The sequence below is a fragment of the Candidatus Accumulibacter necessarius genome (assembly GCF_036625085.1).
This window is the reverse complement of record NZ_JAZKUM010000005.1, coordinates 242,375-255,860: the sequence shown is the minus strand read 5'-3', so window position 1 is coordinate 255,860 and position 13,486 is coordinate 242,375. Positions and strand designations below refer to the sequence as shown.

13 protein-coding genes are annotated in these 13,486 nt (G+C 64.6%); 2 read left to right on the top strand and 11 right to left on the bottom strand.

Going from position 1 to position 13,486, the window contains the following annotated elements; all coding sequences use genetic code 11:
- Window positions 1-154 precede the first annotated feature (154 nt).
- Window positions 155-556 carry a hypothetical protein gene (locus V5B44_RS15035; RefSeq protein ID WP_332359824.1) on the top strand — a complete coding sequence of 134 codons (402 nt, stop codon included), beginning with the start codon at window positions 155-157 and terminating at the stop codon, window positions 554-556.
- 20 nt (window positions 557-576) lie between these two features.
- Here V5B44_RS15035 and V5B44_RS15030 read toward each other — a convergent pair whose 3' ends face one another.
- Window positions 577-1,614, bottom strand: a complete 1,038-nt coding sequence (locus tag V5B44_RS15030) for an aldo/keto reductase (protein ID WP_332359823.1) — start codon at window positions 1,612-1,614, stop codon at window positions 577-579.
- 202 nt (window positions 1,615-1,816) lie between these two features.
- Here V5B44_RS15030 and V5B44_RS15025 point away from each other — a divergent pair, with 202 nt between their 5' ends.
- Complete coding sequence (locus tag V5B44_RS15025) at window positions 1,817-3,292, top strand: DEAD/DEAH box helicase (RefSeq protein ID WP_332359822.1); 1,476 nt, start codon at window positions 1,817-1,819, stop codon at window positions 3,290-3,292.
- A gap of 24 nt (window positions 3,293-3,316) precedes the next feature.
- Here the strand turns inward: V5B44_RS15025 and V5B44_RS15020 are convergent, their stop codons facing one another.
- The 10 genes from V5B44_RS15020 to V5B44_RS14975 all read right to left on the bottom strand — a co-directional run bounded on the left by V5B44_RS15020 (window position 3,317) and on the right by V5B44_RS14975 (window position 13,259).
- Window positions 3,317-4,075, bottom strand: a complete 759-nt coding sequence (locus tag V5B44_RS15020) for a PP2C family protein-serine/threonine phosphatase (RefSeq protein WP_332359821.1) — start codon at window positions 4,073-4,075, stop codon at window positions 3,317-3,319.
- Between the two features lie 96 nt (window positions 4,076-4,171).
- Window positions 4,172-4,474, bottom strand: a complete 303-nt coding sequence (locus tag V5B44_RS15015; RefSeq protein ID WP_332359820.1) for a hypothetical protein — start codon at window positions 4,472-4,474, stop codon at window positions 4,172-4,174.
- 140 nt (window positions 4,475-4,614) lie between these two features.
- Window positions 4,615-5,634, bottom strand: a complete 1,020-nt coding sequence (locus V5B44_RS15010) for an AMP-binding protein (RefSeq protein ID WP_332359819.1) — start codon at window positions 5,632-5,634, stop codon at window positions 4,615-4,617.
- A 29-nt stretch (window positions 5,635-5,663) separates the two neighbouring features.
- Window positions 5,664-6,917: a glycolate oxidase subunit GlcF gene (glcF, locus tag V5B44_RS15005; protein ID WP_332359818.1), complete on the bottom strand. Its 1,254-nt coding sequence runs from the start codon at window positions 6,915-6,917 to the stop codon at window positions 5,664-5,666.
- 13 nt (window positions 6,918-6,930) lie between these two features.
- Window positions 6,931-7,998, bottom strand: a complete 1,068-nt coding sequence (gene glcE, locus V5B44_RS15000; protein WP_332359817.1) for a glycolate oxidase subunit GlcE — start codon at window positions 7,996-7,998, stop codon at window positions 6,931-6,933.
- On the bottom strand, window positions 7,998-9,473 hold the full coding sequence (locus V5B44_RS14995) for an FAD-linked oxidase C-terminal domain-containing protein (protein WP_434735471.1): 1,476 nt from the start codon (window positions 9,471-9,473) through the stop codon (window positions 7,998-8,000). Before V5B44_RS14995 ends, glcE begins: the two co-directional genes overlap by 1 nt.
- Before the next feature lie 63 nt (window positions 9,474-9,536).
- Complete coding sequence (locus tag V5B44_RS14990; protein WP_332359815.1) at window positions 9,537-10,289, bottom strand: FadR/GntR family transcriptional regulator; 753 nt, start codon at window positions 10,287-10,289, stop codon at window positions 9,537-9,539.
- Window positions 10,290-10,385: 96 nt separating this feature from the next.
- On the bottom strand, window positions 10,386-11,798 hold the full coding sequence (locus V5B44_RS14985; protein WP_332359814.1) for a DASS family sodium-coupled anion symporter: 1,413 nt from the start codon (window positions 11,796-11,798) through the stop codon (window positions 10,386-10,388).
- Window positions 11,795-12,367 carry a hypothetical protein gene (locus V5B44_RS14980; RefSeq protein ID WP_332359813.1) on the bottom strand — a complete coding sequence of 191 codons (573 nt, stop codon included), beginning with the start codon at window positions 12,365-12,367 and terminating at the stop codon, window positions 11,795-11,797. The genes V5B44_RS14985 and V5B44_RS14980 overlap by 4 nt, the downstream gene beginning before the upstream one ends.
- 154 nt (window positions 12,368-12,521) lie before the next feature.
- Window positions 12,522-13,259: a ParB/Srx family N-terminal domain-containing protein gene (locus tag V5B44_RS14975; RefSeq protein ID WP_332359812.1), complete on the bottom strand. Its 738-nt coding sequence runs from the start codon at window positions 13,257-13,259 to the stop codon at window positions 12,522-12,524.
- Window positions 13,260-13,486 lie beyond the last annotated feature (227 nt).

Here is a 13,486-nt window from a genome sequence, read left to right as displayed (position 1 = left end):
GGCAATCCTTTGCAATCAGAAAAAAGTCCTGATTATAACGGCAGCCGACGGCCATAGCTCAGGTTGTCCAATTTGCGCCGCAGGACGGCGCAGCGCGGTTTCGCCCTAATGTGTTTACAATTCGGCTTCCGATCCCCTTTCCCTAGAGAACGTCGTGTTCGACCAGCTACTGAAGCCGATGCACGCCCTCCTGATTGCCAGCTCCCTGCTGCTCGGCCTCTCCGGCTGCGACCTCATCCAGCAAAAACTGGGAATCGAGGCCCCGGCGGTCAAGGCAGCACGCCTGGACGCCGAGGGACAGGCGGTCGGCAGTGCCTGCCGGCAGTCCGGACGCGCGATCGAAGACTGCTATTCGATCTACTCATGGCTGTCCAAGGCATCGATCTACCAGGGCTGGCGTGACATGGATGCCTACATGCGCGAGAACAAGCTGGAAACAGTCGAGCCCCAACTGCCACCACCGCAGCCCCCCGGAACCAGGAAGAAGAAGCCGGCGGTGGCCGAGGAGCCTGCATCAGAGGCCACAACGGAGCAGAAAGCGGCCCCAAAGCAATAGCTGCAGGTTCTCCTCGCCCCTCAGGGCGCCGGATTGGTATACCGCAAGTGAATCTCGTCGATCTCGGCCAGCACCGCCGGTGGCAGCTGGATCGCCAGGGCAGCGAGGTTCTCGTCGAGTTGCGCCATGCTGGTGGCACCGATGATCGTGCTGGCAACGAACCAGCGCGAATAGACAAAAGCCAGCGCCAGTTGGGTCTGCGTCAGGCTGTGCCGGTAAGCCAGCTCGGCATACGCAGCCACAGCCGGCGCAACGTTCGGCTTCGCATAGCGCTGGCCGAAGCCGGCAAACTCGGTGATCCGGCCGGCGGCTTTCGGGTCCGCCAGGTACTTGCCGGAGAGCGTGCCGAAGGCCAGCGGTGAATACGGCAACAGGCTGACGTTCTCGCGGTAGCAGACCTCGGCGAGGCCGTTCTCGTAGACCCGGTTGAGCAGACTGTAGGCATTCTGCAGCGAAACCGGACGCGGCAGATCGTGTTCCTTGGCCAGGCGAACGAATTCCATCACTCCCCAGGGATGTTCGTTGGACAGACCGAAGTAGCGAATCTTGCCCTCGCGCACCAGCGTCGCCAATGCTTCCAGGGTTTCGATGATGGCTGTCGCCGCATGCTCTTTCGCTGGATCGAACTGCCACTGGCCGAACATCGGCTGATTGCGCGCCGGCCAATGCAATTGGTAGAGATCAACGTAGTCGGTGCGCAGCCGTTGCAGCGAGCCTTCAACCGCGGCGCGCAGACTGGCGAGATCGAAGGCCAGCCTGCCGCCGCGAATCCAGTTCAACCCGCGCGCCGGGCCGGCCGCCTTGGTCGCGACCACCACCTGCTGCCGCGGCTGCCTGACCAGCCAGTTGCCGACGATCTGCTCGGTTCGGCCGCAGGTTCCTGCCCGCGGGGGAACCGGATACATTTCTGCGGTGTCGATGAAGTTGATGCCGGCGGCAGACGCGCGGTCCAGTTGCGCATGCGCCTCCGACTCGCTGTTCTGCTGCCCGAAGGTCATTGTGCCGAGGCAGACCTCCGATACCTGCAAGGGGCTGTGGCCAAGGTATCTCTTCTTCATGCTTCCTCCACGCTGTTGGTCGGCTCAATGGGGCACTACCCCCGGCCTGCGAACATGGCTTCGCGCTTCGCCGCGCCAGGACAACGATCGTCGAGCTCTGCCTGACCGGCATCGTCAAGCCGTATGAGGGCCTGACGATGTATAATTATGGCTCATATGGGATTGATTTTTGACTGTTTTGACTGATTTGAAGGCTCAGCCTATGCATTTTGATGACCTCGGCCTGGCGCCTGACCTGCTGAAAGCCGTTGCCGACCAGGGCTACACGGAGCCGACCCCGATCCAGGCCCAGGCGATACCCGTCATCCTCGCCGGTCAGGATCTGATGGGTGGCGCGCAGACCGGCACCGGCAAGACGGCCGCCTTCACGCTGCCGCTGCTGCAGCGCATCCTTCCCTTCGCCAGCCCAAGTCCTTCGCCCGCTCGCCACCCGGTCCGCGTTTTGATGCTGGCGCCGACGCGCGAACTGGCAATCCAGGTGCACGAGTCGGTCAAGACCTACAGCAGGCATGTTCCGATCAGGAGCTGCTGCGTTTTTGGTGGCGTCGACATCAAGCCGCAGATCGCCGAGATCCGCTGCGGCGTAGAGGTGCTGGTCGCCACCCCCGGCCGGCTGCTCGATCTCGTCGAGCAGAAGTGCCTCAACTTCGCCAGCGTGCAGGCGCTCGTGCTCGACGAGGCGGATCGCATGCTGGACATGGGCTTCATCCCCGACGTCACGCGCATCATCAACCTGCTGCCCAGGCAGCGGCAGAGTCTGCTGTTCTCGGCGACGTTCTCGGAAGAGATCAAGAAACTGGCCGACGGCATGCTCAAATCGCCGGTGTTGATCGAAGTCGCCAAGCGCAATACCGTGTCCGACACGATCACCCACCGCGTCCATCCGGTGGCCGCCGAGGCCAAGCGGGCGCTGCTGGTCAAGCTGCTGAAATCGGCCGACTTCAATCAGGTGCTGGTCTTCACCCGGACCAAGATTGAAACCAACCGCTTGGCGCGCGAACTGCAGCGAGCGGGAATCGCCGCGGACTCGATCCATGGCGACAAGAGCCAGCAGGAGCGACTGAAGGCGCTCGAGGCCTTCAAGGAGGGTTCGGTCCTGGTGCTGGTCGCCACCGACGTCGCGGCTCGCGGCCTCGATATCGACGAACTACCGCACGTCATCAACTTTGAACTACCGCGAACACCGGAGGACTACATCCACCGTATCGGACGCACGGGCCGTGCCGGCAAGCCGGGCACGGCGATTTCTCTGGTTTCGGCGAGTGAAGTCCAGTATCTGGTCGAGATTGAAAAGCTGATCAGGATTCAGGTCGAGCAGGTCGCTGTTCCCGGCTTCGAACCGGAATACAACTATACCTACCCGCCCGGCGACAAACGCGCTCAACACCGTCGGCCTGCGGCACCGCCACCGGTCGTCGCGCCGTTGGCGACACCCCCCGGCGAGCGCACGGCGAACCGCGGCGCTCAGCGCGAAAGCGCCCACAGGCACGGTGGCAGCCGCCCGTCACACATCGCCGCCGACGGTTTCGACTTCAACAAACCTTACGAGAGTGCGCAACCGCATCCGGTCGCCGCAGCGATCGACAGGAACGGCGAGAAAGCACTGGTCCGCAGCGAACACCCGCACAAGCCACTCCGCCCGGTAGCGGCACTGCTCGGCGGGCTGGGACGAAAGTAGGACAGGCCTTGCCGCAGCCGCCTGCTACGCGGGCGGCGCCTCCACCAGTTTGAGGATCGCGATCGAGATGTTGTCGCCATCGCCATTGCCCATCGCCCGCGCCCGGCCGATCAGCAACTCGGATGCTTCGCGCGCCGAAGCCGAGCCATTGATCACCCACGCCAGTTCCTGATCGGTGAAATAGGCCCAGAGGCCATCCGAGCACAGCAGAAAAGTATCCCCCGGCTGCAGGCCCTCGGCTTCGCCAAAAGCGATCCTGGGTGCGTCAACGCCACCGAGCGAGGTCAACAGAATGTTCCGGTTAGGATGGACGAGCGCCTGCTCGGGCGTGATCCGGCCCTGAACCACCAGTTGTTCGACGTAGGAATGATCGGTGCTGCGAAAAACCAGGCTGTCGCCACGAAAATGATACACGCGGCTGTCGCCGCAGTGCGCCCAGCTCACCTTGCCGGGCTGCAAGAGCAGCATCACGACGGTGCTGTGTGGATCCTTTTCGTTCATGAAACGTGATGCCTTGATCAGCATGTGCGCTTCATTGATGCATGACTGCAGCAGGTGGCGTGCCGATTCCGTGCGCGCTGAAAATCCTTCGAGATTGGTACGCGCGGTATGGATCACCTGCTGCGCAGCAATGACGCCGCCGGTATGGCCGCCCATGCCATCCGCCACCACGGCCAGCGCTACGCCCCCGCCTCGCGGATGCGGCAGGATGGCCACCCGGTCCTGCTGCTCACGGCGATCACCCTGATGCTGGGCGACACAGGCATCAACTGAAATCGGCATCGTCTGGCTGTCTCCGTGGCCGCGCGGCACCGGCCGCCGTGGGAACGGCCGGCTGGCGGCAGGCTGCGGCGCCTGCCAGGTGGAATTCCCTGCTGTTCAGAGGGTAACCTGTCGCAGATTTCCCGGGCGCGGCAGATGACCACTCCGGTCCGGATAACGCTCGATATACACCCGGTGCGCCGCAACTACCACGAGATGCACCTCCTCCGCACTCAGCAGCGGAAAATTCTCGCGCACGATGCGATACGCCAGATGTTCGAGCGACTGCCCGGCCCAGCCCTGCTCCGGGTCGAAAAACGGCTCGATCATCACGAAGGCATCATCGAAAGCCGAGCGCAGAGGCAGGTTTTGCCGCCGCTCCCGGGTCACGCGGGTCGTCTGCTCAGCCTGTTCGCTCATACCATCCCTCTCCTGGCACACCCGGATTTGTTCCCTTCATTGACGCGTGGACCCTGCCACCCGTGGTCATTGGGCCAGCGATGACAAATTCTATCGCTTTCGGCGGCTCGCAGGGTGCCAGACCCGGACTTCATCTCGATCTACCCGAACATCTCATGGATCGAGACGCCGAGTTTCTCCCTGGCCCACTGCAGCACTGCCTGACCAACCGCCTCGCCGCCGCTTGTCAGCGTGCGCAAATCCAGATCATAGGTCGCCCTCGGCTCGGGTGCCGCCGCCATCATCCTGCTCAAGGTCGTCAGCGGGAGAAAGCAGTTGCGTACCCCATACTTCTCCATCAGGGAAAACGCCCTGCCGCCATCGACATGCCCCTTGTACGCCAGCAACGGCACGCCGAAGTGCCAGGTCGGCAACAGCACCTTCCAGAGACCGTCGGGCGACGCCCAGTCGACAGGCGACCAGAACAGGTCACGCGGCTGCGGAAACCCGTCATGCGCGCAAACGTACCCACCGAGCTCGCCAAACAGCACGCAATGTGCCATCAACGTACGCTTCGGCATCCTGGGCGTGTCGCCGCCATAAAGGATCATAGCCGGGTCGCTCGCCGCAGTGGCTGCCGGCGTGTAGCGTGGCGAGGCATGCGCCAGCACTTCGGCCCACCGCCTGACGCCCTCGCCGGCAGCGCCACCGATGCCAAGCACGTGCCGCAGCTCCGGCAGTTGCTGGCGAAGCGGCAGCAACCCGTGCTGAGTCGTTTGATCGACGATCGCCAGGTGCGCCCCGGAATCGCCCAGCCGATAGGCCAGCGCATCGGGAGCCAGGCGTTGCGACAAAGGGACTGCGACAGCGCCCAGCTGGTAGATGGCGATCTGCGCGATCGCGGCTTCCGGGCATTGCGGCAGGAGGATTGCCACCCGATCACCACGCAGCGTGCCAAGTGCAGCCAGCACATTGGACAGGCGGTTCGCCTCGCGCTGGATGTCCCAGAAGGTATGCGCCGAGGTAAAACCCTCCTCGTCCTCGTAGTACAGCGCGAAGCGGCTGCGGTCCTCGGCCCATCGGCCACAAACGTCGACGGCGATATTGAAGTGCTCGGGAAGTGGCGAATCGACAGTCCGGCCAGGCACCTCATCACTGCACCCCTGACAATCAATTTCCATCGCGCCCCTGCTGGCCTTGCCGGTACGGCTCAGGAAGCCGCACGCAAGCGCTCGTCGATCAGCTCGATCCAGTGCCGCACCGGCATCGTACTGCCGCCCTGCAGGTGCGTCTGGCAGCCGATGTTGGCGGTCACCAGAACGGCCGGCGAACCGGCCGCCATGGCCGCCAGCTTGTTGTCGCGCAGCTGTGTCGCCAGCACCGGCTGGCTGATCGAATAGGTGCCCGCCGAACCGCAGCACAGGTGCGGATCGGCCACCGGCGAGAGCTGGTAACCGGCAGCCGCCAGCAGCGCTTCGACGACCCCGCGGATCTTCTGCGCATGCTGCAAGGTACACGGCGAATGAAAGGCCACCCGCTGGCCGGTGCCGACGGCAGCCTGGCGCAGCAACTCGGCCAGGCGATCCTGCTCGGCGGCAAGCACCTCGGAGGCATCGCGCGTCAGAGCGGCAATCCGCGCCGCCTTGTCGGCATAGGCCGGATCATGTTGCAGCAACTCGCCATAGACCCTTACATGCTCACCGCAACCCGACGCGGTCATCACGAAGCCTTCGACCTGCCCGCTCTCGACCTGCGGCCACCAGGCGTCGATGACCTGCCGCATGTCGTCGAGCGCCTTTTCCTGTGCGTGCAGGTGATAACGCAAGGCGCCACAACAGGCGGCACCCGGCACCTCGATCAACTCGATACCGAGCCGGTCGAGGACGCGTGCCGTCGCGGCATTGGTGTTCGGCGTCAAGGTCGGTTGCACACACCCGGCGAGTGCAATCATCCGTCGCTTGTGCCCGGCCGGCTGCGGCCAGGGAAGGCGGACGCCCCCGGCGGCCATCGGCACCTTGTCGGCCAGCACCGCCGGCAACAGCGGTCGCATCAGTTGTCCAATCCTCACCGCCGGCTTGAAGATCCAGTTGCGCGGCAGTGCCTCGCAAAGCAGGAAACGCGTCGCCCGGCTGGCCAACGAACGCGGCACCCGCTCCTCGAGCACCTCGCGCCCGATCTCGAGCAGGCGGTGATACTTGACGCCGGACGGACAGGTCGTCTCGCAGGCACGGCAGCTCAGACAGCGATCGAGATGGAGCTGCGTCTTTTCGGTCACTGGCTGCCCTTCGAGCATCTGCTTGATCAGATAGATGCGACCGCGAGGCCCGTCGAGTTCGTCGCCGAGCAACTGGAAGGTTGGGCAGGTGGCGGTACAGAAGCCGCAGTGCACGCAGCTACGCAGAATCGCATCCGCCTCGCGCCCGGCAGCCGTGTCCTTGATGAAATCAGCCAGATTGGTTTGCATGGTCAGCGAACTTTCAGAGTCCGGGATAGAGCCGGCCAGGGTTGAATACCGCCTGCGGATCGAAGGCGCGCTTCAGATTGCGATGAATCCGCGCCAGCGGTTCGGTCAGCGGCTGGAAAACGCCGACCGCGGTCTTCAGGGCGTCGTTAGCGCGGAACAGCGTTGCGTGACCACCCGCTTGTGTCGCCGCCGCGCGGATCGCCGTCGCATCGCCTGCGCGCAGCCAGCGCTGCGCGCCGCCCCATTCGATCAGCGTCGGCCCGAACGCCTGCGGTGGCGCGACCGAAGGCAGCGACAGCCGCCACAGCGGCGCATCGCCGGCGAAGAAGGCGTGCGTCTGCTCGCGCAATGAAGACCAGAACGCCGCCGCCTCGGCGTCCTCCAGAACCTCCCCGGCGAGCGTCCGCTGCGCGGCCGCGACCGCCGCCGCCGCCCCCGACAGGCGCAGCGTCAATATCCCATCGTGCCAGGCCGACGCCGAGATCGGCAATGGCCGGCCGCCCCACTGGTTAAGCCTCCGCAGCGCAGCAGCTTCATCGAGCGCAAAACGCAGGCTCTTCTCGGCCACCGGCAGCGGCAACACCTTCAGCGACACCTCGAGTACCACGCCAAGCGTGCCGAGGCTGCCAGCGATCAGCCGCGGGACATCGTAGCCGGCCACGTTCTTCATCACCTGGCCGCCGAAGGAGAGCACCTCGCCAAGGCCATTCAGCAGTTTCACGCCCAGAACGAAATCGCGCACCGCCCCCACCGCCTGCCGGCGCGGCCCCGACAGACCGCTGGCGAGCATGCCGCCGACGGTCGCTGCCGGCCCGAAATACGGCGGCTCGAACGCCAGCCACTGCCCCTTTTCCGCCAGCGTAGCGGCCAGTTCGGTGAGCGGCGTTCCGGCGCGCGCGGTGACCACCAGTTCGGTCGGTTCGTAGGCCACGATGCCACGATAGCCGCCGACGTCGAGGGCCTCGCCGTCTTCCGGGCCACCATAAAACGACTTGCTGCCGCCACCGCGAATGGCCAGCTTGCCGCCAGCGCTGGCGGCCTCGCTGATGCGCGCGGTCCAGTGTTCGATCAGGGTATCCATCACAGCCTCGGTGAAGGAGACGCGGTGCCGGCACGCGCCTGGGTATATTCGCGACAACGGGCAAGCGTCGGCACGCCCTTGCCGGGATTGAGCAGCCCATGCTCGTCGAAGGCGGCCTTGAGCCGATGGAAGGCGCCGATCTCGGCCTCGGTGAACTGCTCGGCCATGAGCAGGATCTTCTCGATGCCCACCCCATGCTCGCCGGTGATCGTGCCGCCAAAGCGCACCGACAGTTCGAGGATCTCGGAGCCGAAGGCCGCCGCCCGATCGAGCTCTCCCGGCTGGTTGGCGTCGTACATGATCAGCGGATGCAGATTGCCATCCCCGGCGTGAAAGACATTGGCACAACGCAGCGCGTACTTCCCGGACAGAGCAGCGATCGCTTCGAGCATCTCCGCCAGACGCTTTCTGGGAATCGTGCCGTCCATGCACAGATAGTCGGGCGTCAATCGACCGACCGCCGGAAACGCCGCTTTGCGTCCGGCCCAGAACTTCAGCCGCTCGGCTTCGTTCTGCGAGACGCGGATCCCGGCCGCACCACTCCTCTCCAGCACCGCGGTCATGCGCCCGATCTCCTCGGCCACTTCTTCCGGCGTCCCGTCCGACTCGCAGAGCAGGATCGCCTCGGCGTCCATGTCGTAACCGGCGTTGACGTAGGGCTCAACGGCGTGGATGGCCTTCTTGTCCATCATCTCCAGGCCGGCCGGAATGATGCCGGCCGCGATGATGCTCGCCACCGCGTCGCCGGCTTTGCGGACATCGTCGAAGGAGGCAATCACCACCTGCGCCAGCTCGGGTTTGGGCGTCAGCTTCACGGTCACCTCGGTGATCATCGCCAGCAGGCCTTCCGAGCCGTTGAGCAGCGCCAGCAGGTCGTAACCGGCGGCGTCGAGCGCGGCGTTGCCGAACTCGACGATCTCGCCTTCGATCGTCAGACCGCGCACGCGCATCACGTTATGGACGGTCAGGCCATACTTCAGGCAATGCACGCCGCCGGCGTTCTCGGCGACATTGCCGCCGATCGTGCAGGCGATCTGCGACGACGGGTCTGGCGCGTAGTAGAGACCAAAGGGCGCCGCCGCCTCGGACACCGCCAGGTTGCGCACCCCGGGTTGCACCACCGCAGTGCGCGACAGGGGGTCGACGCGAATGATCCTCTTGAGCTTGGCGAGCGACACCAGCACCCCGTCCGGATGGGGCGTGGCGCCCCCCGACAGGCCAGTCGCCGCGCCCCGTGGCACCACCGGCACCTGCAGTTGATGGCACACCTTGAGGACCGCCTGCGCCTGCGCCTCATCTTCCGGCAGGGCGACCAGCAGCGGCAACTGCCGAAAGGCGGTGAGGCCATCGCAGTCATAGGGCCGCATCTCCTCCTCCTCGGCCAGTAACGCCTGCACCGGCAACACCTCGCGCAAGTGCCTGATAAGCGTCGCTCGGTCAATGCTGAAACGACGATCGGCAATCGTGTCTTCCATGCTCATGCTCCATCCTCAGACAGTGATGACTCTGGCGGGACCACTGACCAGACACGGCAACGGTCATGCGAAATCGCCGGCGCTTTCGCTGATCAGATCATCGGAGAGAACGATCCCGACGCGCAGGGCGGCGCAGCGCAGGTGCGCGTGCGCCTCGCAGCGTGCACGCTCGGCATCACCCGCGGCGATGGCTGCGTAGATCGCCCGGTGTTCGACCTGGGCCGCCTGCGGCAAATCGCCCGTACGGCCGGGCAGCGTCCATGCCAGGCGCCGCGAGTCGGAAAAACGCCGCCCCATGAACTCCAGCAAGCGATGCGCGTAGCCATTGTGCGTTGCCGCTGCGGTCGCCAGATGAAAATCGTCATCGGCCTCGGAGCCGTCGTTGCCGTTGGCCAGCGCATCGTCCATGGCCAGCAGGGAGCGCCGCATCACCACGAGGTCCTCCGGCAGCCGACGGCGCGCGGCCAGTTCGGCAATCGAGCTTTCGATCATCGCCCGCAACTCGAAGATCTCGCGCAGCTCGTCCGGCGCCGGACCGTCCCCCTGCCAGAACCTGAAGTTCAGACATTTCGGCACGCGCGCGACAAAGGCGCCGGCTCCCTGCCGCGTCTCGACACGACCGTCGGCCTTGAGGCGTGCCACCGCTTCGCGAACGACCGCGCGGCTGACGCCGAAGGCCTCGCCCAGCACCTTCTCGGCCGGCAGTCGCTCGCCCGGTTTGAGTTCGCCGCGCGCAATCCTTCCTTCGAGGGCGAGGCAGACCTCCTCGCTCAAACGCGGCCGGCGAACAACTTTCTTCAGCTCTTTGGTGCCCATGATCGTCAGCTTGTCAGACAACTTGGTCGCAGAATACTACAAAGCGGCCCTGCTGTCGTACGAATGGAGCTTGGCAAGGGGTTGACCAGCAGCCTGTCAGCCCACCCAGAGAATCCACGGTGTGCCGACGACCAGAAACACCAGCGTGCAGAAAACCGTCGTCAACAACCCCAGGCGGTAGAGTTCGCCCTGGGTCAGATAGCCACTGGCGACGAAGATGACGTTCTGGCTGCCGCCCTGCGGCGTCAGCGTCGAGAAGTAGCTGCTGGCGAACAACAGGGCAAAACCCATCAGGTGCACGGGCACGCCGGTCTGCACACCGACATCGAGAAACACCCCGAGCAGAGCCAGAACCTGCGCCGACTGGCTGACAAACATGTAATGCATGAGCACGTAGAGGAGGAGCAGGACAACGTAGGCAATCGGCCAGTCCAGATCGCCAAGCATCGAAGCCAGCCTTTCCCCGACATAGCTCATGAAACCCATCTCGTTGAGCTGCCCGCTCAATGCGAAAAGGACCGCCAGCCAGAGAAAAGTGGCCAAGGTGCCACCCTGCAGGTAAATGTCTTCGAGCGTCAGCACCCGGGTTGCAAGCAGGACGCCGAGGCCGGCAATGGCGACCCCCGTCAGGCTGAGGTTCAAGGTCCCGGCGAGAATCCAGGCGCAGATCATGACCGCGAAAACGACGGCAGTGATCCACTCATCGCGGGACAGCGGTCCCATCGAGCGCAGCGCTTCGCGAGCGGCGTGCGGCGCATCAGGGGTGTCGGTCACCCCGGGCGGAAAAAGCCGGTAGAGCAACAGCGGCAGCGAGCCGATCGCGGCCAGCGCGGGCACCGATGCGACCAGCAACCAGGAGCCGAAACTGACCTGCAAGCCGTGTTCCGCCGCCAGCGAGACGCCGATCGGATTGGCCGAGGTGGCGGTCAGCCACAGTGCCGACGAAACGCTGATACTGGCCATGCCGCAGAACATCAGATAGCCGCCCAGGCGGCGCCTGTTCTCGTCCTCCGGTACCGAGCCGCTGCTCTGGGCGAGCGAGAGAATGATCGGGTAGAGTACGCCACCGCGCGCCGTATTGCTCGGAAAGCCCGGAGCGATCAGAGCGTCGGTGATGAAGATGCTGTACGCGAGGCCGAGGGTTGATTTGCCGAATACGGTCACCACGCGCAGGCTGATCCGTCGTCCCAATCCACACTTGACCACCGCCTGCGCGACGAGAAAGGCAACGACGACCAGGAGCACGCTGGGGTTGGCAAAACCGCCGAAGACCTTGGCTGGATCGACCGTTTCGCTGAGAACCGCGGCAGCGCCGGCGAGCAGCGCCGAGGTCAGTAGCGGCAAGGCATTGATAATCACCGCAAAGATCGCCGCGGCAAAAATCGCGAACAGCTGCCACGCCTCTCGCGTCAGCCCCTCGGGAATCGGGGCAAACCAGATGCTGATCGCAAGAACCAGTGGCGCGAGTTGCTTGAGGATTCCGAGACCCCCCGATGCCGGCGCATTCATGGCTGGCCTCCTGCAGTCGACGACGCCGCACCAGGCGATGCCAGGCGCGCCCACCCCTTGAGCCCGACCACCCGCCCGCTGACCATCCCCTCCTCATTATCCACCAGGTACTTCCAGGTGAAACTGTACTCACCGCTGACGCCGGCGTAACGACCGGTGCCACCGACGAAGCGGCCCTCGACGAGATTTCCGGGGCCCACCGCCTGACCCCGCAAGTCGCTGAAAACCTTTTCGCCCTTGTCGTCAGTCCATACGCTGCGCCCCTGCATGCCCTGCGAAGTATCGGAAAAACCGATCACATCCGCCTTGAAGCCGAGTTTCAGCCGCTCCTTTCCGCTCAGCAGCAGCGACCCGGTCAGATTGAAGATCGCCGCCTGGCGTCCCGGTTCAAGGGTCAGCGTTTGCCGGGTACCGGTGGCGATCCAGGTTCCGGTGAAGGGACGAATCTCGTGCGAAGCCACCGGAACGGGCGGCGGAACCGGCGACCGACCACAGGCAGTGGCGGTCAACAGAATGAGCGACCAAGCCTGCCACGAAGCACCTGCCGGCCAGCAACGCAGATTGCGCATGTTCGTATCTCCTGCACCAGAGAGGCAATGCGCCGGGGGATTGGCGGCAACAGCGGATCGCCGTCTTCGCCCGGCAGCCGTGGTATCGGCTACCCCCAAGCGCTCCCACGCCGGCGGACGGCAGTTCCACTACCGCCCGCCGTTTCCTGCGCCATCAACCGCGGGTGACGAACCCTGAATGCCCGGGCAGACCCGCGGCTTCCGGCGACCTGGCCAGGGCAATTGCCTCCTCGACGATGGCGTTGCGGTCCTCTTCCTTCATCTCGGAAAGCAGGATGTCCACGTCCTCGATCTCGTTCCTGAGCAGGCGATTGTCGAGGATCAGGCGCATGCGGAAATACTGCGCCCACTGGAACTCGGCGAAGTCGGCCGGCCGTTTTGAGTAGCCGAAGCGGGAGCGCACGTACCAGGCGAGGCCCCGATACGGGTCATTGCGCAAATCCTTGATATGCTTGGGCAGGGAAGCAGGTTGCAGCGGTCCGCCGCCCTGACTGTTGAACAGATAAACCCAGCCATTGCCATGCATCGCCTTCCAGAACTCGTAGTCCTTGAGCACGCTCCAGTTGTACAACACCTCGACGACGACGCGCGCGTTGCCTTGATCGATGCCAGCCTCGTTCTTCTTTTTGGCCGCCTCCCAGACCGCACGCGCCTGATGGTGATGATCGGTCAGGCAGAACTTGTTGTCATTGCCAATGACAATCGGCACCGGCCGGGTGATCAGATAGGCCGTGAGTTCATCCTCGCTCTTCTTGCGCATCGCCTCCGCCTTGGCGTACACCTCGTCGAGCCCGACCGCGCTCTGGGTCGGATGCAGATCGGCCACCCGTATCTGATACAACTGGCCGCCGCGGTGAGACTTTGATGAGCACTCTTCGTAACCGAAATCCATGACCTTCCTCCTTGGTTGTTGTTGGCTCCGCCTCGATTGACCAGTGGCCCTTGCCCCGGGCCGTGCTTGTTGTTGACCCCCAAGTCACCGCCACCGGCCAAGAAGCGGAGAATGCCGAGGCCGCAGCCATCCGTCAACAGAAGTTCGATCGACACCGGGTCGACTGGCACGCCAGCCCGACCATTCCCCCGGGCTTCCCGGGCGACAACCCCGCGGCAAGGCGGCGC